This is a genomic window from Delftia sp. 11MD (genome assembly GCF_050907895.1).
Classification (GTDB): Bacteria; Pseudomonadota; Gammaproteobacteria; order Burkholderiales; family Burkholderiaceae_C; genus Comamonas; species Comamonas tsuruhatensis.
The window spans coordinates 3463585-3483360 of record NZ_CP194333.1 but is presented as its reverse complement, the minus strand read 5'-3'; the positions used below and the strand labels follow the sequence as shown (position 1 = coordinate 3483360).

17 protein-coding genes and 1 riboswitch are annotated in these 19776 nt (G+C 66.6%); of the genes, 6 read left to right on the top strand and 11 right to left on the bottom strand.

Annotated elements, in window-relative coordinates:
* Positions 1-86: 86 nt before the first annotated feature.
* From rng to ACRSCF_RS15775, 3 genes are all read left to right on the top strand, one after another.
* Complete coding sequence (gene rng / locus ACRSCF_RS15785; RefSeq protein ID WP_016453532.1) at positions 87-1574, top strand: ribonuclease G; 1488 nt, start codon at positions 87-89, stop codon at positions 1572-1574.
* A 179-nt stretch (positions 1575-1753) separates the two neighbouring features.
* Positions 1754-3655, top strand: a complete 1902-nt coding sequence (locus tag ACRSCF_RS15780) for a LodA/GoxA family CTQ-dependent oxidase (protein ID WP_244451696.1) — start codon at positions 1754-1756, stop codon at positions 3653-3655.
* Between the two features lie 9 nt (positions 3656-3664).
* Positions 3665-4900: an NAD(P)/FAD-dependent oxidoreductase gene (locus ACRSCF_RS15775; RefSeq protein WP_223275126.1), complete on the top strand. Its 1236-nt coding sequence runs from the start codon at positions 3665-3667 to the stop codon at positions 4898-4900.
* Here ACRSCF_RS15775 and ACRSCF_RS15770 read toward each other — a convergent pair.
* The 8 genes from ACRSCF_RS15770 to lptF form a co-directional block, all read right to left on the bottom strand.
* Positions 4836-5828 (bottom strand): Bug family tripartite tricarboxylate transporter substrate binding protein, encoded by a 993-nt coding sequence (locus ACRSCF_RS15770; RefSeq protein WP_074922362.1) that lies wholly within the window; start codon positions 5826-5828, stop codon positions 4836-4838. The genes ACRSCF_RS15775 and ACRSCF_RS15770 overlap by 65 nt on opposite strands.
* Positions 5829-6261: 433 nt before the next feature.
* The gene (gene fauA / locus ACRSCF_RS15765) at positions 6262-8481 is read right to left on the bottom strand and encodes a TonB-dependent alcaligin siderophore receptor FauA (protein WP_244451695.1); all 2220 of its coding nucleotides are present in this window, start codon (positions 8479-8481) and stop codon (positions 6262-6264) included.
* 77 nt (positions 8482-8558) lie between these two features.
* Positions 8559-9521: a helix-turn-helix transcriptional regulator gene (locus ACRSCF_RS15760; protein WP_244451694.1), complete on the bottom strand. Its 963-nt coding sequence runs from the start codon at positions 9519-9521 to the stop codon at positions 8559-8561.
* Positions 9522-9604: 83 nt separating this feature from the next.
* On the bottom strand, positions 9605-10771 hold the full coding sequence (locus tag ACRSCF_RS15755) for a pyridoxal phosphate-dependent aminotransferase (protein ID WP_244451693.1): 1167 nt from the start codon (positions 10769-10771) through the stop codon (positions 9605-9607).
* Between the two features lie 58 nt (positions 10772-10829).
* The gene (locus tag ACRSCF_RS15750; protein ID WP_016445880.1) at positions 10830-11771 is read right to left on the bottom strand and encodes a CysB family HTH-type transcriptional regulator; all 942 of its coding nucleotides are present in this window, start codon (positions 11769-11771) and stop codon (positions 10830-10832) included.
* A gap of 64 nt (positions 11772-11835) precedes the next feature.
* Complete coding sequence (locus tag ACRSCF_RS15745; RefSeq protein ID WP_016445881.1) at positions 11836-12249, bottom strand: sirohydrochlorin chelatase; 414 nt, start codon at positions 12247-12249, stop codon at positions 11836-11838.
* A gap of 10 nt (positions 12250-12259) precedes the next feature.
* Positions 12260-13369 (bottom strand): LPS export ABC transporter permease LptG, encoded by a 1110-nt coding sequence (lptG, locus tag ACRSCF_RS15740; RefSeq protein WP_034363881.1) that lies wholly within the window; start codon positions 13367-13369, stop codon positions 12260-12262.
* Positions 13369-14496 (bottom strand): LPS export ABC transporter permease LptF, encoded by a 1128-nt coding sequence (gene lptF, locus ACRSCF_RS15735; RefSeq protein ID WP_016445883.1) that lies wholly within the window; start codon positions 14494-14496, stop codon positions 13369-13371. Before lptF ends, lptG begins: the two co-directional genes overlap by 1 nt.
* A 23-nt stretch (positions 14497-14519) precedes the next feature.
* Between lptF and ACRSCF_RS15730 the strand changes: the two genes are divergently transcribed.
* Genes ACRSCF_RS15730 through ACRSCF_RS15720 form a run of 3 tightly spaced genes read left to right on the top strand, consistent with a single transcriptional unit; the run spans position 14520 to position 17393 of the window.
* Complete coding sequence (locus tag ACRSCF_RS15730; RefSeq protein WP_244451692.1) at positions 14520-16097, top strand: leucyl aminopeptidase; 1578 nt, start codon at positions 14520-14522, stop codon at positions 16095-16097.
* 45 nt (positions 16098-16142) lie between these two features.
* A complete protein-coding gene (locus tag ACRSCF_RS15725) occupies positions 16143-16574 on the top strand; it encodes a DNA polymerase III subunit chi (RefSeq protein WP_034363882.1) in 432 nt (143 codons plus the stop codon).
* 3 nt (positions 16575-16577) lie between these two features.
* Complete coding sequence (locus ACRSCF_RS15720) at positions 16578-17393, top strand: hypothetical protein (protein WP_034363884.1); 816 nt, start codon at positions 16578-16580, stop codon at positions 17391-17393.
* A 51-nt stretch (positions 17394-17444) separates the two neighbouring features.
* Here ACRSCF_RS15720 and ACRSCF_RS15715 read toward each other — a convergent pair whose 3' ends face one another.
* The 3 genes from ACRSCF_RS15715 to ACRSCF_RS15705 form a co-directional block, all read right to left on the bottom strand.
* Complete coding sequence (locus tag ACRSCF_RS15715) at positions 17445-18461, bottom strand: D-2-hydroxyacid dehydrogenase family protein (RefSeq protein WP_016445887.1); 1017 nt, start codon at positions 18459-18461, stop codon at positions 17445-17447.
* Positions 18462-18897: 436 nt separating this feature from the next.
* Positions 18898-19416, bottom strand: coding sequence for a DUF4124 domain-containing protein (locus tag ACRSCF_RS15710; RefSeq protein WP_410172269.1), 519 nt, complete (start codon positions 19414-19416; stop codon positions 18898-18900).
* Positions 19317-19541 carry a DUF4124 domain-containing protein gene (locus ACRSCF_RS15705; protein ID WP_244451691.1) on the bottom strand — a complete coding sequence of 75 codons (225 nt, stop codon included), beginning with the start codon at positions 19539-19541 and terminating at the stop codon, positions 19317-19319. Before ACRSCF_RS15705 ends, ACRSCF_RS15710 begins: the two co-directional genes overlap by 100 nt.
* 167 nt (positions 19542-19708) lie before the next feature.
* Positions 19709-19772: riboswitch (Fluoride riboswitch) on the top strand.
* Positions 19773-19776 lie beyond the last annotated feature (4 nt).

Below are 19776 nucleotides of genomic sequence, written 5' to 3'. Positions count from 1 at the left end.
CCGATGGCAGCGCGCGGCACGGCAAGATGTCTGCCGGGCCGCTCCGGCCGAGAAATACAAACGACAAAGCACACCACAGGCACAGCATGCAGCAAGACATTCTGATCAATTGGTCGCCACAGGAAACGCGCGTGGCCATCATCGAGAACGGCGCCGTCCAGGAACTGCACATGGAGCGCCCGCTGGAGCGCGGCCTGGTCGGCAACGTGTACCTGGGCAAGGTCTCGCGTGTGCTGCCGGGCATGCAGTCGGCCTTCATCGACATCGGCCTGGAGCGCGCGGCCTTCCTGCACGTGGCCGATGTCTGGCAGCGGCAGGAAGGGGGCGAGGCCCCCATGTTCGCGCGCAAGGACATGCCTGTCGTGCCCATCGAAAAGCAGGTTTTCGAGGGCCAGACCATCATGGTGCAGGTCATCAAGGATCCGATCGGCACCAAGGGCGCGCGCCTGTCCACGCAGATCAGCATTGCGGGACGCCTGCTGGTGCTGCTGCCGCAGGACGACCACATCGGCATCTCGCAGAAAATCCCGCAGGGCGAGCGCGATGCCCTGCGCGCCCGGCTGCAGGGCCTGGTCGGCACCAAGGAGACCGGCGGCGGCGGCGGCTTCATCCTGCGCACCAATGGCGAGGACTCCAGCGACGCCGAGCTGGCCGACGACATCCGCTACCTGCGCAAGACCTGGAGCCGCATCAAGGAGGCCTCGGTGCGCCTGCCGCCCATGTCGCTGCTGCACCAGGACCTGAACCTGCTGCAGCGCGTGCTGCGCGATCTGGTGGGCGAAGGCACGCAGAGCATCCGCATCGACTCCAAGGAGCAGTTCGCCCTGCTCATGACCTTCGGGCAGGAGTACATGCCGGCGGCCGTGCCCAAGCTGCAGCATTACCGCGGCGAGCGGCCCATCTTCGATCTGTTCGCCATCGACGAGGAAATCGCCCGCGCGCTGGGCCGGCGGGTGGACCTCAAGTCGGGCGGCTACCTGATCGTGGACCAGACCGAGGCGCTGACCACGGTGGACGTCAATACCGGCGGCTACGTGGGCGCGCGCAACTTCGACGACACCATCTTCAAGACCAACCTGGAAGCCGCCCACCAGATCGCGCGCCAGCTGCGCCTGCGCAACCTGGGCGGCATCATCATCGTGGATTTCATCGACATGGTGCGCGACGACCACCAGGCCGAGGTGCTGTCCGAATTCAAGCGCCAGCTCGGGCGCGACCGGGTCAAGACCATGGCGGGTGGCTTCTCGCAGCTGGGCCTGGTGGAGATGACGCGCAAGCGCACGCGCGAATCGCTGGCCCACATGCTGTGCGAATCCTGCCCGGTCTGCCAGGGCAAGGGCCATGTGAAGACCGTGCGCAGCGTCTGCTACGAGGTGCTGCGAGAAATCCTGCGCGAGGCGCGCCAGTTCAACCCGCGCGAGTTCCGCATCGTGGCCTCGCCCAAGGTGGTCGAGATGTTCCTGGACGAGGAAAGCCAGCACCTGGCCGGCCTGTCCGACTTCATCAAGAAACCCATCTCGCTGCAGGCCGAGACCGCCATGGCACAGGAGCAGTACGACATCGTGCTGCTGTGAACCGGTATTTATCTTGCCAATTCATTATCAATAGCGATTCGGCATCTTTTGCGCCAATGGGTTCATATGAATCGATTTGCGCGCTGCTATGGATTGTCGATTCCCGATAATTAACTTTGTCTCGGCATTTTTGATACCATTTGTTGCAATCAGTGCCTCAGCAACTGAAAGGGCGACAAATGGGAATCGACTCCACCATTGTGCGTGCTGCCATACACCCGGGAATTGGTGTGGCGCGTATTGGCAATAGCCCGGATGAGTACTATGTCGGCCCCGAGCTGATGCATGTGCCGCCCATGGCGCCGGGCAGCCTGCGTGATGCGCAGGGCGCGCTCAAGCGCCAGGCTGCGCGCTTTCGCATCTACGGCTACAACGCCGCGGGCGAGGTGGTGCGTGAACTCACGGCCGACCAGGACGAAATCGAATGGGAAGTCGAACTGGCCAATACCAAAGCCGCCTGGTATCAATTCCAATTGGCGCTGGACGTGCCTGAAGCCGCAACGGCCGATCCCACGATTTTGCGCAATGCCACGGTGAAGGACCGGAAAAGCCTGGCCATTCGACCGGGAGCCCGCCGAATTGCCAAAGGCTCGGCCCCGGTGGCATTCGATAGCGGTAGTTTCTGCGGCAAGCCGGTTTATCTGGGCGAATTGCGCATTGAAAAGACGGGCCAGCTTCTCGTGCTGGGAGGCCGGGGCGTCTCTGCCTCCGTGGATGGCTCCAAGGCCACCACGTTTGCGAACAACGAGGGCTGGCATGACGATGTGGCCGACGGCCCGGTGCGCGCGAAGGTCGTCGTGGCCGGCGTTTCCGTGCCGGTGGATGCGGCATGGGTCACGGTTGCGCCGCCCAACTACGGCCCGCAGATGAAGTCGGTGCGCACCATGAAGGACCTGATGGAGGATGTGTACATCCACTCGGGCATGGCCGCCTTCCCGCTGCACGTCTCCTTCAGCCGGCACATCCTGCCCATACTCCAGCGCCAGAGCAGCCTGCAGTGGGCGAACAAGGGCTTTGCATCCCAGTTCGGCTGGGGCGGGGCGGCCAGTGCAGATGACGAAGCGTGGATCGCCAGGCTCAACAGCCCGGGCACGACCTGGGCCGAGCTGCGCCAGCAGGTTGCGAATGCCTTCCGCCGTTTTGACCGTGATGGCGCATCTCCCCAGCCCTGGCCCTGGCTGTATGGCGACGCCATGGCCGTGCCGCCGGCCGACACGCCGCGCCAGCATGCGGCGCTGACGGCCACGCAGCTGAGGATGCTGGACCTGTGGGCCGCAGGCCACTTTCTCTCCGACTGGACGCCCGGACAGAAGTACCCGGCCCAGCTGTCCGATGTGCCGCTGCAGGAGCAGCCCACCATGCTCGACCATGCCGCCATGGACGACTGCCTGGCCGATGCCTTTCACCCGGGTTGCGAGATCACCTGGCCCATGCGCCACGCCAGCATGTACCGGGCGCCATTTCGCATCCGCGAGGCGGCCGAGAACCCGCCCGAGCTGCAGCTCTACGGCTCGCGGCTCACCCCCGCCGTGGCGCTGTCCGAGAGCGGGCCGCTGTATGCACAGGTGGCCGGTGACCTCACGCGCTGGATGGCCGTTCCCTGGCAGACCGACACCGCCAGCTGCCGCAGCGGCTACTACGCCGGCTACGGCCCGCGCTACGACCCCTACCTGCCCACGTTCTGGCCGGCCCGCGTGCCCAACCAGGTGCTGACGCAGGAGGCCTATGAAAAGGTCATCGATACCGAACTGCCGCGCGAGCAGCGTGTCGCCGCCTTCAACCGGCGCGAGTCGTGGTTCCGCACCCTGGGCGAGGGAGGCTATGAGAGCGAAATCAACCGCATGATCAGCCACTTCGGTGACATGGGCGTCATCGAGAATCGGCCGGGCCCGCGTGGCGACAAGGACTTCCCGCCGGTGATGCAGGTGGAAAACCGCATCGCCCCGGCGCCGTCGCACATGCTCAAGACTGCCGTGCAACCGGCCGGGCAGGAAGCGCCTCCCCGCATCGAGCCCTTCGACGCAGACAACGAAGAGCAGCTGCGCGCCCTGACGCAGCGCGGCCCGGTGCTGCCGCGCTGAATGGCGGCCATGTCTATGTCTGCGCATGCCATGGCCACCGCGCCGCTGCCGGATGAACTGGATGTGCTCGTCGTGGGCGCGGGACCGGCGGGCGCGGCCGTTGCCGCGCAGCTGGCAGGGCATTGCCGCGTGGCGCTGGTAGGACGCGCCGTGCAGGCTGGGCGGGCCATTGGCGAAACCCTGCCCGCTGCGGCCCGGGTGATTCTGTCCGACCTGGGCGTGTGGGATGCGTTCGCGGCACAGGGCCACCGTCCTGCCTGGTCGCGGCGGTCATTGTGGGGAAGCTCCGAGGTCATCTTTCAGGACGCACTGTTCGACCCGCATGGCGCGGGCTGGCACCTGGACCGCAAGCGTTTCGACGCCATGCTGCTGGAGGCTGCGCGCAGCCGTGGCGTGCCCTGCCTGGTGCCCGCCACGCTGCGCAGCCTGCAGCGCCAGCCACCGGGCGCACCCATGCGCTGGCGCTGCCTGATCGATAGGGCGCAGGGCGACCCGGCGCACGGCCCGTTGGAGCTGTCCTGCCGCATCGTGGTCGATGCCACGGGCCGCGCGGCCCGGGTGGCCCGGCAGGCGGGTGCCGAGGTCCGCCGCGACGGCCGCCTGGTCTGTTTTCACGCCTGGGTGGAGCCGCCATCGCATGAGCATGCAGGCACCACCATGATCGAGTCGGATGCCGAAGGCTGGTGGTACAGCGCCGATCTGCCTGATGGCAGTTGCGTGATTGCCTGGCAGACCGATATCGACCTGCCCGAAGCCCGCCGCCTGCGCAGCACGGCGGATCTGCTGGACATGGCCGATCGCACGGCCCTGGTGGGCGCGCGCAGCGTGGGCAGCCAGGTGCTGGAGCCGTTGCGGGTGGCCGCCGCCCACGAGCAATGGCTGGATGCAGCCAGCGGGCCGGATTGGCTGGCCGTGGGCGATGCCTGCCTGTCCTTCGATCCGCTGGCATCGCAGGGCCTGCTCAACAGCCTGGTCACCGGCAGCGAGGCCGCCCTGGCCGTGCGCCGCAGCCTGGCGGGCGACGCCGGTGCGTTGCCTGCCTGGGATGCGTGGATCCGGCCGATACGCGCCGCGTACCGCAGCCATCACGAGCACTACTATGCGCTGGAGCCGCGCTGGGCGAACGAGACGTTCTGGGCCCGCCGCCAGCGGGCGCCGGAGGCGGGGACCGGAGCCGGCGTTATTGCCGCTCCAGCTTCGCCGTCTGAACGATGGCATTCCAGCGCTGGTACTCGGCCCGCGTGAATTCGCGGAAGGCCTTGGAGTCCAGCAGGCGCACTTCGCCGCCCAGCGCCGTCACCTTGGACTTGAAGTCGGCATGGCCCGCCACCTTGAGCGTGGCCTCTTCCAGGCGCTTGACGATGGCGGTCGGCGTGCCCTTGGGTGCCAGCACGCCGTTCCAGGTGCCGGTCACGAAGGCGGGGTAGCCGCTTTCCTTCATGGTCGGCACATCGGGCAGGGCGGGCAGGCGCTGCTCCGAGGTCACGGCCAGGGCCTTGAGCTTGCCCGACTGCACGAAGGGCAGGGCGGGCGTGACGTTCTCGAAGATGAAATCGATCTGGCCGCCCAGCAGGTCGGTCAGGGCCGGCGCGCTGCCCTTGTAGGGCACATGCACCATGTCCAGCTGGGTGGCGCTCTTGAACAGCTCGCCCGACAGGTGGACCGTGGAGCCGCTGCCCGGCGAGCCGTAGCTCATGCCGGTCTTTTGCGCGGCGGCGCGTGCCACCAGGTCCTTCACCGTCCTGGCCGGCGTGCGCGCCTCGTTGACCACCAGCACGTTGGGGATGGTGGTGACCAGGGCCACGTATTCGAAATCGCCCAGGTTCTTCTCGCTCAGGTTCTTGTACAGGCTCTGGTTGATGGCCTGGGTGCCGGCCGTGCCGAACAGCAGCGTATAGCCATCATTGGCCGCCGAAGCCACGCGGCTGGCGCCGATGGAGCCGTTGGCGCCGGAGATGTTTTCCACGATCACGGGCTGGCCCAGCGACTCGGACAGGCCCTGTGCCACCATGCGCGCCAGCACATCGGTATTGCCGCCAGGGGCGAAGGGCACGACCAGCTTGACCGGTCGGGTGGGATAGGCATCCGCCCAGGCCTGGGGCAGGGGCAGCAGCGTGGCGCCAAGCAGCGCGGCCGCGCGCAGGAATTGCTTGCGTGAAAGGGTACGGGGCATGGGGGATGTCTCTTTGTCGATGTTCTGGTGGCGCAGCGGCTGGGGCCAGCGGCGGATTTTTCAGGCGGGCCAATGCTGGGCGGTGGCTGTCTTGACGTCAATCAATGTTTTGGCAGGACGTCATGCGGCGGGCGAATGACCTGTCCGGCCTTGCTCGGCAAATGAGAAGGATTGCGTTGACATGCGCCCGTCATTGCGCCCGTCATTGCGCCTGCCATCACGGCGCAAGGCTCCTGGACTCGCCTGTGGCAAGGACCGCACCGCTGCTGAATCCGCCTCCGGCGCTGCCGTGCAACTGCCCGCGAACATGCGGCTTTGCGGCGCCTGCGTGGACGTGCACGATGCGCCCCATGGCATGGGCCGGCGCCCGTTACGGCGCCGGGGTTGGGGCGGGCATTGCCGATGTCCATGCCGACGCCAATGCCGATGCAGCTCAGAAATCCGCCCTCAGGCTCACCGTCAGGTTGCGCGGCTCGCCCCACCAGCCCTGGTTGTAGAAGCCGATCTGGCTGTAGTACTGGCGGTCCAGCAGGTTGTTGAGCTGCACGCTGGCCGACCAGGTGGGGTCGATGCGGTAGTGGGCCGAGAGGTTGACCACCAGGTAGCTGCCCTGGCCGACCTGCACGCTCTGGCGCAGCGGGTTGGTCACGTTCTGCCAGATGCGGCTTTGCCAGCGCAGGTTGCCGCCCAGGCTCAGGCCTTGCAGCGCACCCTCGAAGCTGCGCATGGCCGTGAGCTTGACCAGGCTGCGCGGGTGCGTTGTGTTGAAGGCGGCGCCGCTGGCGCTGCGCGCCGTGTAGTGCGTGTAGCTGGCGCCCAGGCGCCAGCCCCGGGCCGGCTCGCCGCTGAGTTCCAGGTCGATGCCGCGCACCTGCGCGCCCTTGACGCCGCGATAGGCCTTCTGGTCTGTGGTGCCGTCGATGAATTCGCCCGTGTCCTGCGCCAGGTTGTCCTGGCGGGTCTGGAACAGCGCGGCAGAACCCTGCAGCCGGTCCTGCAGCCAGGAGCCCTTGAGACCCAACTCGAAGGCCTGGCCGGTGACGGGGTCCAGGATGCTGCCTTGCTTGTCGCGGTAGTTCTGGGGTGTGAAGATTTCCGTGTAGCTCAGGTAGGCCGTGTGCCGGGCATCGATGTCCCACAGCAGGCCGGCGTAGGGCGTGATTTCGTTGCTGTAGCGGTAGTCGCGCAGGCTGCCGAAGTAGTTCTGGCGCGTGGACCAGCGGCTCAGGCGGGCGCCGGCCACGGCCGTCCAGCCATCGGCCAGCGAGAAACGCCCCACGGCATAGCCGCCGCTTTGGCGCATGCGGCTGTCGTCGCCGCCGTTGGAGACGTCGGACCAGCCGGGCTCGGCCAGGCTGCCGTTGCGCCAGTCGAGGAAGTTGTCCGTGGCAGGCGGCGTGCCCAGCGGTGCGTAGCGGCGGATGTCGATGTCGTCGCGCACATGGTTCCAGCCCACGGCAATCTCGTGCTGGCGCCCGAACAGCGCGACCGGGCCGCTGGCCGTGAGGTGCAGGCTGTCGCGCGAGCGGTCGCCCCGGTACTTGATGAAGGAGTTGGCCATGCCCAGGCCGGTGCTGGCGTCCGGCGCGCCGCCCCGGTAGACGTAGCGCATGTCGTAGTTGCCGTCGTTGCGGCTGTAGGCGGCGCGCAGCAGCCAGCGGTTGTCCAGGCGGTGCGTCAGGTCCAGCGTGGCCGTGGTGTTCTCGGTGCCGAAATGCGACCAGCGCGTGTTGTTGGACACCGAGCGGTCGAAGTCCGTGCGGCTGCCGTCCGCATGGAACAGCGGAAAGCCGGCGCCCATGCCGGGGCTGGTGTTCTTCTGGTATTCGAGGCTGGTCACGAGCCGGGTGGCGGGCGTCAGGGCCGCGCTCACCACGGCGTACAGGCCCTGCCTGCGCTGGCCGAAGTGGCTGACGTAGCTGTCGCTGTCCGATTGCACGGCCACGACGCGGCCATGCACGCGGCCTTCGCGGTCCAGCGGCAGGGACAGATCGGCCTCGGCGCGGCGCAGGTTCCAGCGGCCCAGCGTCAGCGATGCATGGCCGCCCGCCGTCTCGCGCGGCTGCTTGCGCACGAAGTTCACCGTGGCCGACGGATCGCCCGAGCCATTGAGCAGGCCCGTGGCGCCGCGCACGATTTCCACGCGGTCGTAGAAGGCGGTGTCCATGTCGGTGGCGCCGAAGTTCCACAGGCTGTTGATGGGCGAGGCCAGCCCGTCGAACTGGAAGTTGCTGACGCCGAAGCCGCGCGAGGAAAACTGGTAGCGGTTGCTGTCGCTGCGGCTCACCGACAGGCCGGGCGCGGAGGCCTCCAGCGTCTGCGAGACCGTGAGCTGGCCTGCATCGTCCATGAGCTGGCGCGTGATCACGCTGACCGACTGCGGTGTCTCGCGCGCCGACAGTTGCAGGCCCGTGGCCGTTCCCGTGGAACCGCTGGTATAGCGGGCCGTGCCTTCGGTGGTGCCCGCATCGGCGGCGGCGCGCACGGTGACGGTGCCCAGTTCGGTGTCGCCTTTCCTGGCAGCGGGCCTGTCCTCGTCGGCGGCCCAGACTGCTGGCGCAGGGGCGGCACAAAGGGCACAGATCAGCAGGGACAGGGGGGGCCGCGCGCCTTGTGGGTGTCGCGGGGCGGAGTTTTGGATGCGAATACTCATCATTTCCATGGTCCTGGGCGTGAGCCCGGATTGTGGGAAATGTGCACCGCCGCCGCCTGTTCCCGGCGACGCCAGTCCTATGGCTTGTGACGCAGGCTGCCTTGGCTGGGCGCGTGGCCGAAGCGCTGGCGAAAGGCCGTGGCGAAATTGCTGGCGTGCTGAAAGCCCACGCAGTCGGCCGCTTCCTGCACGCTCCAGCCCTGTGCCAGCCGTTCGCGCGCCAATTGCATGCGGCGCTCGCGCAGCCAGCCGAACACGGTCTGGCCGTAGGCGGCCTGGAATTTCTCGCGCAGCGTGGTCGGGCTCATGCAGGCCAGGCGCGCCAGGTCGTCCAGGCTGTACGCCTGGCCCGGCGCTGCATCCATGCACTCGCGCACGCGCTCCAGGCCGCGCCTGTCCCGGGGATGGATGCGCGGCAAGGGCGCAGGCCGCGGCTGCGCATGTGCCTGCAGCGCGCAGGCCAGCACCTGCAGCGCAATGCCTTCGCGGTGCAGCCGGGCCAGGCTGCCGCTCCAGACGCCATCGAGCAGCTGGCGCAGCGACACCGCCAGATGCTCGGGCAGTGACCAGGCATGCAGTGGCGGGCCGGGTTGCCGCATGGCCTGGTGCAGCAGCTCGGCCAGTTCGGCATCGGCGCAGGCCTCGGGCGCCTCGATGGACAGGTTGAAGCCGCGCACCGTCTGGCCTGCGGCATGGGTGGCCTTGAGAATCTCGGTGTCGCCGCACGAGAATGCCGCCGCCGCATGGCGCGTCACGCTCAGTGCACGGCGGGCGCCCGGCAACTGCAGCTCGGCCTGGCCGTCGAGCAGGACCACGGCGGTGAAGCGCCGCGGGTGCTCGGATGTCGATTCATAGCCGTGGTCGATGCGGATGTCGGAGCTGACCAGTTGCAGGCCCGAGGGCAGCTGGTGCTCCTGCACCTGCCCCTCGAAGATGCAATCGTTTTCGGAGACGGCAGAGAGAAAGCGCACGCTGAAACCGTGGCGCTGGCGCATGGCGTCGAGCTGCGCCGTGGTGTAGCGCTGGGAGGAGGAGGGCATGGGTGAGCGGAACAAAAGGCCCGCAGCTGGATTCGAGAATGCTTCTCATTATCCGGGGCTGCAGGCCCGCTCGCCCACAAACCTCAGAGTTTGCGCAGCCGATCCAGTGCCGCGCGCAGCGTGCTGTCCTGCTTGGCAAAGCAAAATCGCACCACGCGCTGGTCGAAGCCGTCGCCATAGAAGGCCGACAGCGGGATGGCCGCCACGCCATGCTCCCGGACCAGCCACTGGCAGAACGCGGCTTCGTCCAGCTCCGACACGGCCGAGATGTCGGCGCAGACGAAATAGGTCCCCGCCGTGGGCAGCAGGCGCAGGCGCGAGCCTTCCAGGCCCTGGCGGAAAAGATCGCGTTTGGCCTGATAGAAGGCGGGCAGCTGAAGATAGGGCGCGGGGTCGGCCATGTAGCTGGCCAGGCCCGCCTGCATGGGTGTGTTGACGGTGAAGACGTTGAACTGGTGGACCTTGCGGAACTCGGCCGTGAGTGCGGCCGGCGCGGCGACGGTGCCCACCTTCCAGCCCGTGACATGGTAGGTCTTGCCGAAGCTGGAGACGATGAAGGCGCGCGCCGCCAGGCCGGCAAAGCGCGCGGCGCTCTGGTGCTGGCGGCCGTCGTAGACCATGTGCTCGTAGACCTCGTCGCTGATCAGCAGCACGTCGGTGGGCGCCAGCAGCTCCTGCAGCTGCAGCATCTCGGCATCGCTCCAGATGGTGGCGCTGGGGTTGTGCGGGCTGTTGATGATCAAAAGCCGGGTGCGCGGCGTGATGGCGGCGGCAATTTTGGCGAAGTCGGGCTTGAAGCTGCCCGGCGTCAACGGTACGCGCACGGGCACGCCGCCGGCCAGCTCGATGTTGGGCACGTAGCTGTCGTAGCAGGGGTCGAGCACGATGACCTCGTCGCCAGCATGCACGGTGGCCAGGATGGCGGTGAGGATGGCCTGCGTGGCGCCGGCCGTGACCGTGATCTCGGTGCCCGCATCGTAGCTGCGGCCGTACAGCGCCTGCATCTTGTCGGCCATGGCCTGGCGCAGCTGGGGCAGGCCGGGCATGGGCGGGTACTGGTTGTGGCCGGCCTGCATGGCGGCCGTGACGGCATCGACCAGCCTGGGGTCGCAGCCGAAATCGGGAAAGCCCTGGCCCAGGTTCACCGCCTGGTGCTCGGCGGCCAGGGCCGACATGGTGGTGAAGATGGTCGTGCCCACATGGGGCAGGCGGCTGGGGAAGGCGGGCGTGCGGGGCGTGGCAGAAGTCATGGCGGAAACAGCGGACAGCGGGAGCGGACCCGCACTGCAGGTCCGGTGGGGCGGAGGATCAGAGTTCGTAGTCGTGCACGTGGCCGTTCATGGCGCGCATGATGAGATCGCGCGTCAGGCGGTCGCTGAGCAGTTCGGCGAATCGGTAGACGAAATTGCGCAGGTAGGCGCCTCGCTTGATGGCCACGCGTGCCACGCTCTGGCCGAACAGGTGGCCCATGGGGCGCACGACCAGGTCATTGACCGGGTCGTCGCGCATGGCCATTTCGGCCACGATGCCGATGCCCAGGCCCAGGCGCACATAGGTCTTGATCACGTCGGAGTCAATGGCCTCCAGCACGATGCGCGGACGCAGGCGGCGCGTGGCAAAGGCCTGGTCGATCTTGCCGCGACCCGTGAACGAAGGGTGGTAGGTGATCAGCGATTCGTGGGCGATGTCGTCCAGCGTGATGCGCTCTTTCTGCGCCAGCGGGTGGCCTGTGGGCATGACCAGCACGTGCTGCCATTCGTAGCAGGGCAGGGTGACGAGATCGGGGTAGTCGGCCAGGGATTCGGTGGCCATGCCGATGTCGGCCACCTCGTCGATGACCATGCGCGCCACCTCTGCCGGAGTGGCCTGGTGCAGGCTGATCGTGACCTTGGGATACAGGTCGCGCAGCCGTGCCACGGCAGGCGGAAGCACGTAACGGGCCTGTGTGTGGGTGGTGGCAATCGACAGCGTGCCGCTGTCCTGGGCGCTGTACTGCTCGCCGATGCGCTTGAGATTTCCGATCTCGCGCATGATGAGTTCGATGCTCTTGAGCACCTCCAGGCCGGGTTCGGTGATGCGCTTGAGGCGCTTGCCGTGGCGCGCAAAGATGTCGATGCCCAGCTCCTCCTCCAGCTCGATGATGGCCTTGGAGACGCCTGGCTGCGAGGTGTGCAGGGCCTTGGCCGCCTCGGTGAGGTTGAGGTTGCGGCGCGCCGCTTCTTGGACGAATCGGAATTGGTGCAGGTTCATGGCGGTGACAGCAGGGTGCTGCGCGCCATTATGCTGCATTTATATAAAGAAGCGATTCGTTATTTCAGCTTCCCGGCGCGCCACGGGGCTCCGTGGCCACCAGTGCCAGTTCTGCCAGCAGGGCCGTGACACGCGGATGCTCGCCCACGGCCGGCTGCAGGTCCACGGCCACCTGCGGATGGGTATCGCTTATCTCCTGCACCAGCTTCGGGATGTCCTCGCGCGCATGCTTGCCCGTGCCAAGGAACAGGGGCAGCACGGTGATGTGCGTGGCGCCGGCCTCGACCAGCCCGCGCGCGGCGGTGGGCAGGTCGGGCGCGCAGGCCTCCAGGTAGGCGCAGGCGGCCAGGGATTGGGGATGCGTCTGCTGAACGGCCTTCAGCACGGCCTCGATGGGTTGGCGCCACAAGGCGTCGCGCGAGCCGTGTGCCAGCAGGATCAGTCCGGTCCTGCCGGCAGATGTTGTCTCGTTTTGCATGGCAACGGTCCTAGCGGCGCAGCACCAGCCAGGTGAAGGCCGTCAATGAAAGAAGGCTGTAGAGCAGGCCCGGCGCCGCAGCGGTCAGCCAGGGCGACCAGGTCTGCAGCGTGCCGATGTAGCCGAACACGTTGTTCAGCAGGAAGAAGCTGATGCCGGCCATGACGCCGCCGAACACATAGGCCGCGATGCCGCCCGAGCGGAAATGCAGGTAGGCGAAAGGCAGGGCCAGCACCACCATCACCAGGCAGCTCATCGGGTAGAAGACCTTGCGCCAGAACTCGATCTCGTACTTCTGCGCAGCCTGGCCGTTGGCTTCCAGGTGGCGCACATACTGGAACAGCGAGATGGTGGACATGCGATCGGGCTTGAGCAAAGCGGCCGAGACCATCTCGGCGCTGATGCCCGTCTTCCAGTTCATGCTGTCTTCTTTCTCGCGCTGCAGCACCATGCCGCCGTCGGCCTTGGCCGTCAGGCGGCTGGCCTGCACGCCCTGGAGCATCCAGGATTCTCCGTCTTCGCTCACCTGCGCCGATTCCGCATGGATCTGGGCAGAGATGCGGCCCTGGCCGTCAAAGTCGAAGATGCGCACATTCGAGAAATCGCCCGGCCCGCGAATGGCACGCACGTTGATGGCAATGGAATGATCGCCCTGGCGCTCCTTGAGCCAGGCACCCGTGGCCCCGCGTGACAGCTGGGCCAGGTGGATGGCGCGGATGTTCTGGCCCGCGTTCTCGGCCGCAGGTGCCAGGTAGTCGCCCGTGCCGAAGGTGACCAGCACAAAGCCCAGGCCCAGCACCATCAGCGTGCGCAGCGCCAGCCAGGGGCCCATGCCGCTGGTGCGCATGATGGTGAATTCCGAGCTCTGGGCAAAGCGCGCCATCACGTAGATGGTGCCGATCAGCACGGTGATGGGCATCAGCTCGTACAGGTGGCTGGGAATGCGCAGCACCACGAAAAGCAGCGCGTGCGTGATCTTGTAGCCGTTGTCGCCGCCGCGCCCGACCCATCGCAGCTCATCGACCAGATCGAAGAAGAAGAACAGCGCCAGGAAGGCCAGCGTCACATAGCCGACGGCCGCGATGATGTCGCGGTACAGCAGGTTTCTCAGAACTCTCATCATGGCACCGCCTTCGCGTCGTCCAGGGCAGTCGGCTTGCAGGGCCTGCGCCACAGATCGCGCGGCGACCAGCGCCTGTGCCGCACCAGCAGCACCAGCAGCGCCAGCAGCAACGTGCCGCCGTGCAGCAAGGCCGTCATGGCGGGCATGCTCAGCTTGCCCGAGGCCACCCAGTTCTCGCCCAGCGTCATGAGGTTGTAGTACACGATGAAGGCGAACAGCGCGAGCATGAGGCTGCCGCTGCCACCGGCACGCGGGTTCACGCTGGCCACGGCCAGGCCCAGGATCACGAAGTTCAGCGCCGCCAGAGGCAGGCCTATGCGCCAGCCCAGTTCGGCGCGGTAGATGGGTTCGGTGCGCGGCAGCAGCTCATGCGTGTACGTGCTGCGCGCGGCCATTTCCTCGGCGGCGGCCAGATTGTTGCCGCTGCCGAGCTGCGTGCCGTATTCCTTGAACTCGCTGATCTTCACCGAGCCGTCGCTGGTCTGCGTCTCCATGCGCTGGCCGTCGGTCAGCACGGCCATGCGTTCGCCCTTGACCACTTCCAGCCGCGCCCCGCGCGCCGAGGTCACGGACTCGCGCCCGCGCTCATTGGCCACGATGAACACATTGTTGGCAGCGGTGGCGCTCGGCACGTCCTTGTCGATGAAGAACACGCGCGAGCCGCCGGCAGACTCCTGGAACTCACCGGGAGCGATGCGGTCGATGTCGCTGCGCTGCTCGAACTGGGTCTTGATCTGCTCGATCTGCTGATTGGCCCAGGGCAGGATGCCCAGGCCCAGCACGGCGATCACGGCCAGCACCGGCCAGGCAAAGCGCAGCAGCGGGCGCAGCAGGCTGGCCAGTCCCTGGCCTGCGGCGAACCAGATCACCATCTCGCTGTCGCGGTACATGCGCGACAGCGAGCCGACCACGGCCACGAAAAGTCCCAGGCCCAGGATGGTGGGCAACTGGCCAAGCACCGTATATCCCATGACCAGCAGAACGTCGGAAGGGCTGACATTGCCCTTGTAAGCCTGACCCAACGTGCGGATCAGCATCATGGTCATGACGACCGTGATCAGCACCACGACCGTGGCACCGAAGCTGCGGGCCAGCTCTTTGCGTATGGATGAATCGAATAACATTGGCTGAAAGGAAAACGCCGATTATGAACTTTGAACTGAAGCCGTTGACGACTGCCGCTGCAGTACGTGAAAAGTGTGACCTGTTGTTGGTGCTGGTGACCGAAGCCACGGCCACGGGCAGCGACGCGCTGTCCACCCTGGTCGCTCACGCGGTCAAGGCCGGAGATTTCGAAACGGCAGCCGGCAAGCAGTTGGCACTGTACGGCCTGCCGGCCGTGGCCGCCCGCCGCGTCGTGCTGCTGGGCGCGGGCAGCGGCTCGGCCCGCGACGTGCGCCAGGCGGTGGCAGGCGCAGGCTCGGCCCTCAAGGCAAGCGGCGTTGGCAAGGCCGTGCTGTGCTTCGGCTTCGAGGCCACGGGTGGCGCTGTTGCAGCAGCGGTGGTGGCCGCGGCCGATGCCTGCTACAGCTATACCCACACCAAGCCCCAGGCCAAGCCTGTGGCGCTCAAGAAGCTGGTGATCGCGGCGACCGGCGCCAGTGCCGCGTCCGGCAAGTCCGGCGACAAGGGCGGCATCGCCGCCGCTTTCAAGATCGCCGTGGCCCAGGCCGAAGGCATGGCCCTGGCGCGCGAATGGGCCAATCGCCCGGCCAACCACGCCACTCCCATGCTGCTGGCCGACGCAGCCCGTGCCCTGGCCAAGCTGCCCGGCATCAGCTGCAAGATCCACGGCCCCGCCGAAGTCGCCAAGCTCGGCATGGGCGCCTTCATGGCCGTGGCCCAGGGGTCGGAGCAGCCGCTGCGCTTCATCGAGCTGCACTACAACGGCGGCGCCAAGGGCGCCGCGCCCGTGGTGCTGGTGGGCAAAGGCATTACCTTCGATACCGGCGGCATCTCGCTCAAGCCTGCCGCCGAAATGGACGAGATGAAGTTCGACATGGGCGGTGCCGCCAGCGTGCTGGGCGTGTTCCAGGCGCTGGCCCAGCTGCAGCCGGCCATCAACGTGGTCGGGCTCATTCCGGCCTCCGAGAACATGCCCGGAGGCGCAGCCGTCAAGCCGGGCGACGTGGTCACCAGCATGAGTGGCCAGACCATAGAAATCCTCAACACCGATGCCGAAGGCCGCCTCGTGCTCTGCGATGCGCTGACCTACGCCGCCCGCTTCAAGCCCCGCGCCATGGTGGACATCGCCACGCTGACCGGTGCTTGCGTCATCGCCCTGGGCGGGCTGCGCAGCGGCATGTTTTCGACCAGCGACGAGCTGGCCCGTGCGCTGGAGCAGGCGGGCGATGCCGCGCTCGACCCGTGCTGGCGCATGCCGCTGGACGAGGAGTATGGCGAAGGCCTCAAGAGCAATTTCGCCGACATGGGCAATGTGGCAGGCCGCGCAGGTGGCGCAGTCACGGCGGCCAAGTTCCTGCAGCGCTTCGTGGGAGACATTCCCTGGGCTCATCTTGACATCGCCGGCACGGCCTGGAAGAGCGGCGCCGCCAAGGGCGGTACGGGCCGCCCCGTGGGCCTGCTGCTGCACTACCTGCTGGCCAGCGTCGATGCCGGCAAGGCGCCATCCAGGGCCGGCGCGCCCAAGTCGGTTGCGGCGCCCAAGGCCGGCTCTGCCAGCCGCCGCAAGGCAGCCGCTGCAGTCCAGCCGGAGCAGGCCTGATGGCATCGTCCCCATCCGCACGGGCCTGCGCGAAAGGAGCGTCGCTTGACTGAAGTGGCGTTCCATTTCAACGCGCCTGACAAGCTGGCCTATGTGTGCCGTCTTGCGCGCAAGGCACTGCGGCATCGCACGCAACTGGTGGTGCTGGGATCTTCCGCGTCGCTCAAGGCCTTGTCGCCCAGGCTCTGGAGTGTCTCGCCCACCGATTTCCTTGCCCACGCCGTCGAAGGCGATGGGGCCGGCATTGTGGCCTTCTCGCCCATCGTGCTGCTGGAGCGGCTGGACAGCGCGCCGCACCACGACATGCTGGTCAATCTGGGCGGCGATGTGCCAGAAGGATTCGAGCGCTTTGCGCGTGTCGTTGAAGTGGTGTCTGTCACCGATGAGGAAGACCGGCATCTGGCCCGGCAGCGCTGGAAGCATTACGTGGCGCAGGGGATTTCCATCAAGCGCCATGACCTGGTCCTCAAGGAGTAAGCCATGAGCGCTCCCTCCAAAACCCCGCCACGCTTTGTTCCCACGCTCACCGATGTCGTGCCGGTCGATGCGGCGCAGTCGCCGGTGGCAGAACCGCCCGCTGTCGCTGCGTCCGAACTGCCGCACAGCGGCGAGACCGATTCCTGGGCGAGCGAAGGCATGCTTGCGCCACGCCGTGGCCTGGTTTCCATGCCCGCGTCCCTGCCGCCGCTGCCCCTGGATCTGCAACCCCAGCGGTCCATGGTCGCCGAGCCTGCGCCGCCTGGACAGGGCCCGCGGCCTGCAGTGCAGCCCGTGCATTCCGACTATTTGCCGCCCAGTGCGCCGTCCGTGGAAATGCAGCTGGCCCAGGAGAGCCGTCTGCTCGAAGTGGCCGAAGTTGCCGAACCGGCCGATGTGCCAGAGGTGGCCCCGGCCGCATCGATCGAGGATGCCATTCCTGCCGCGCCGGTGGTGCAGGCCGACGCTGCCACGCAAGGGGTCGAGCCGGATCCGGCATCTGCGGCACCTGGAGCACCTGGGGCATCACCCGCCTGTGCATTGCCCACCATGGAGTCCATCTGGGACAGCCACGCGCAGCAGGTCACCGAGGAGTATCTGGTCCATCGCCTCATGCAGCGCGTGGACCTGGTGCTGGACCAGCGCCTGCGCGATGCCATCGCCACGGTGGTGCAGCAGCAGACGCGATCCATCGTCGTGCGCCTGCGCGAAGAGGTGGAGTCGGTGGTGCGCCAAGCCGTCTACGAGGCCGTGGCCGACGAACTGGCCCACCGGGCGAGTGCCGCACGCGGCGATGCTGTACAGGGCGGGGGGCGTTGATCCGTGATCGGGTAGGCGGGTGAAGGGCGAGGTGCCCGCCTGACCCGGCCTTCAGCCTGCGCGTGCCGGGCCTGAGAACACCTCGGGATTGAGGATGTTGCTGGGCTGGCCTGCAGCGAAGTTCACCACATTGTCGAAGGCGGCGCGGAAATACAGCTCATAGCTGTCTTGCTCCACATAGCCGATGTGCGGCGTGCAGATGCAGTTCTCCAGCCGCAGCAGTGCGTGGCCCTGGAGAATGGGCTCGCTCTCGAAGACATCCACGGCCGCCAGGCCGGGGCGGCCACGGTTGAGCGCGCCCAGCAGCGCATCGGCCTCCACCAGTTCGGCGCGCGAGGTGTTCACGAACAGGGCTGTGGGTCTCATGCGCGCCAGATCCTGCGCCGTGACGATGCCGCGTGTGGCCTCATGCAGGCGAAGATGCATGGACAGCACATCGGATTCGGCAAAGAAATCCTCGCGCGAAGCAGCGGCCGAAAAGCCGTCGGCCTGGGCCTTCTGGCGCGAGGACTCGCTGCCCCAGACCAGAACCTTCATGCCGAAGGCATGGCCATAGTGGGCCACCAGCCTGCCAATGCGGCCATACCCCCAGATGCCCAGCGTGCGCCCGTGCAGCACGCTGCCCAGCCCGAAATTGGCGGGCATGGACGCCGCCTTGAACCCCGATTGCTGCCATGCGCCGTGCTTGAGGTTGGCGATGTACTGCGGCAGCCGCCGCGTGGCCGCCATGATCAGCGACCAGGTCAGCTCGGCCGGTGCGATGGGTGAGCCCACGCCCTCGGCAATCGCAACGCCCTGGTCGGTGCAGGCCTGCACGTCGATATGGGCGCCGGCCTTGCCGGTCTGCGCGATCAGCTTCAGGCGCGGGAGTTTTTCCAGCAACTGCCGGCTGATCTGCGTGCGTTCGCGGATCAGCACGATGATGTCCGCATCGCGCAACCGCACCGACAACTGGCCCACACCCTTGACGGTATTGGTGAAGACCTTGGCGTTGAACGGCTCCAGCAGCCGCGCACAGTCCAGCTTGCGTACGGCGTCCTGGTAGTCGTCAAGAATGATGATGTTCATTGCCTGTGAATCTCTCATAAGCCTTTGATTTATCTCCGGGTTGCCGCGCAAGAGGTTGTCGGCAAATGTTCTGATCCGCTTTTGTGCTTTGCCCTGGGCATCATCAACGCCTACCTGAACCGGCCTGCCTGACTATTGTGTGACGCTTGCGCAGCCAGGGCCCCGAGGCCCGACGGTCACATTGTCGTTCAAGCAGCCCCGGGCTTGAGGCTGAAGGCTTCGGCCCGCGCCAGATCGAGCAGCAGTGGTTACACAAGCCGCGCAGATGCCGGCAAGCCCTGGCAGGTGAAACCGGTCACTGGCACGCTCTGTCGCCCGCGCAGCTGTATCAGCGAATTACACCCTGCAACGCCTTGCGGACCCCTGGTCAGACGGGACTTGGGGGTTGCCACCTGCCGGCGAAGCCGGTGAAGGCCGAGAGTGTGATGGACCGCGCTCAGTCGCACTCAATCATGGTTCCACCCAGTATTCGGCAGCTCCGCCCTTGACTGTCACTGATGAATTGGCCGTTGCGGTTGTAGATTCCGCCATTGCTGTCGTAGCAAAGTGCACCATTGCAACTGGATAGAGGAACAGGCTGGGCCGCCCGCGGTGTGAAAACCGGCTTCGGTGGTTCCTGCATCAGCGGCGTATTGGAGCCGCATGCAGCATTGACGCTGGTGATTGCTGCATTGGTGCGTATCCGTTTTTCATCCAGGGAAAGGGTGCGAATGCTGGATACGAATTCCAGCTCCTTGCGCGCCTCCTTGCACTGGGAGGATGCGCCGAGCTGCTCCGGTGCAGGAGCATTCGCCTTGCGGGCCTGCTGTTCGATGACGCGCTGCTGGCTCTCGATCTGGCGCTGCTGCATTTCGTTCATCTGGCGCTGCTGCTTTCGCTCATTGGCCTCCGCGGCCTCGGCCCGTTCGCGGTAGATTTCATCGTCCGATTTTTGCGCTGTATCAGTGCGCCGGATTGGTCGCTGCTGCAGGGGCTGTCTGAAAAAATCAGTTTTCCAGAAACATCCTTGCATTGATAGACCTGGGCGGCGGCAGGTAAAGCCAGAAATGTCGCAACGATTGTCAGAGTCAATAGGCGCATATGCATCTCGTTGAATGAATGGGAGTGATGGTATCCCTGTGCGGTGAATCGGTTGAGATTAAGTTATTCCAATAGGCCGCTGCAAGGGATGCAGGGTCGGTATTGCCGCCACGGGATGGCTGCCTGTGCTCGCTTGCCCGGAGTAAACTCGACCACCGCAGCAATGGCTGCACGATGGGAATGGAGCTTCCCGAAACCGCCCTGCAAGGGGCTGATGGCTCCTGCCTTGGTGGGG

Excerpts from the sequence above, each read along its gene's own strand:
- rng (WP_016453532.1), top strand. The coding sequence starts at position 87 with ATGCAGCAAGACATTCTGATCAATTGGTCGCCACAGGAAACGCGCGTG.
- ACRSCF_RS15780 (WP_244451696.1), top strand. The coding sequence starts at position 1,754 with ATGGGAATCGACTCCACCATTGTGCGTGCTGCCATACACCCGGGAATT.
- ACRSCF_RS15775 (WP_223275126.1), top strand. The coding sequence starts at position 3,665 with ATGTCTATGTCTGCGCATGCCATGGCCACCGCGCCGCTGCCGGATGAA.
- ACRSCF_RS15770 (WP_074922362.1), bottom strand. The coding sequence starts at position 5,828 with ATGCCCCGTACCCTTTCACGCAAGCAATTCCTGCGCGCGGCCGCGCTG.
- fauA (WP_244451695.1), bottom strand. The coding sequence starts at position 8,481 with ATGAGTATTCGCATCCAAAACTCCGCCCCGCGACACCCACAAGGCGCG.
- ACRSCF_RS15760 (WP_244451694.1), bottom strand. The coding sequence starts at position 9,521 with ATGCCCTCCTCCTCCCAGCGCTACACCACGGCGCAGCTCGACGCCATG.
- ACRSCF_RS15755 (WP_244451693.1), bottom strand. The coding sequence starts at position 10,771 with ATGACTTCTGCCACGCCCCGCACGCCCGCCTTCCCCAGCCGCCTGCCC.
- ACRSCF_RS15750 (WP_016445880.1), bottom strand. The coding sequence starts at position 11,771 with ATGAACCTGCACCAATTCCGATTCGTCCAAGAAGCGGCGCGCCGCAAC.
- ACRSCF_RS15745 (WP_016445881.1), bottom strand. The coding sequence starts at position 12,249 with ATGCAAAACGAGACAACATCTGCCGGCAGGACCGGACTGATCCTGCTG.
- lptG (WP_034363881.1), bottom strand. The coding sequence starts at position 13,369 with ATGAGAGTTCTGAGAAACCTGCTGTACCGCGACATCATCGCGGCCGTC.
- lptF (WP_016445883.1), bottom strand. The coding sequence starts at position 14,496 with ATGTTATTCGATTCATCCATACGCAAAGAGCTGGCCCGCAGCTTCGGT.
- ACRSCF_RS15730 (WP_244451692.1), top strand. The coding sequence starts at position 14,520 with ATGAACTTTGAACTGAAGCCGTTGACGACTGCCGCTGCAGTACGTGAA.
- ACRSCF_RS15720 (WP_034363884.1), top strand. The coding sequence starts at position 16,578 with ATGAGCGCTCCCTCCAAAACCCCGCCACGCTTTGTTCCCACGCTCACC.
- ACRSCF_RS15715 (WP_016445887.1), bottom strand. The coding sequence starts at position 18,461 with ATGAACATCATCATTCTTGACGACTACCAGGACGCCGTACGCAAGCTG.
- ACRSCF_RS15705 (WP_244451691.1), bottom strand. The coding sequence starts at position 19,541 with ATGCGCCTATTGACTCTGACAATCGTTGCGACATTTCTGGCTTTACCT.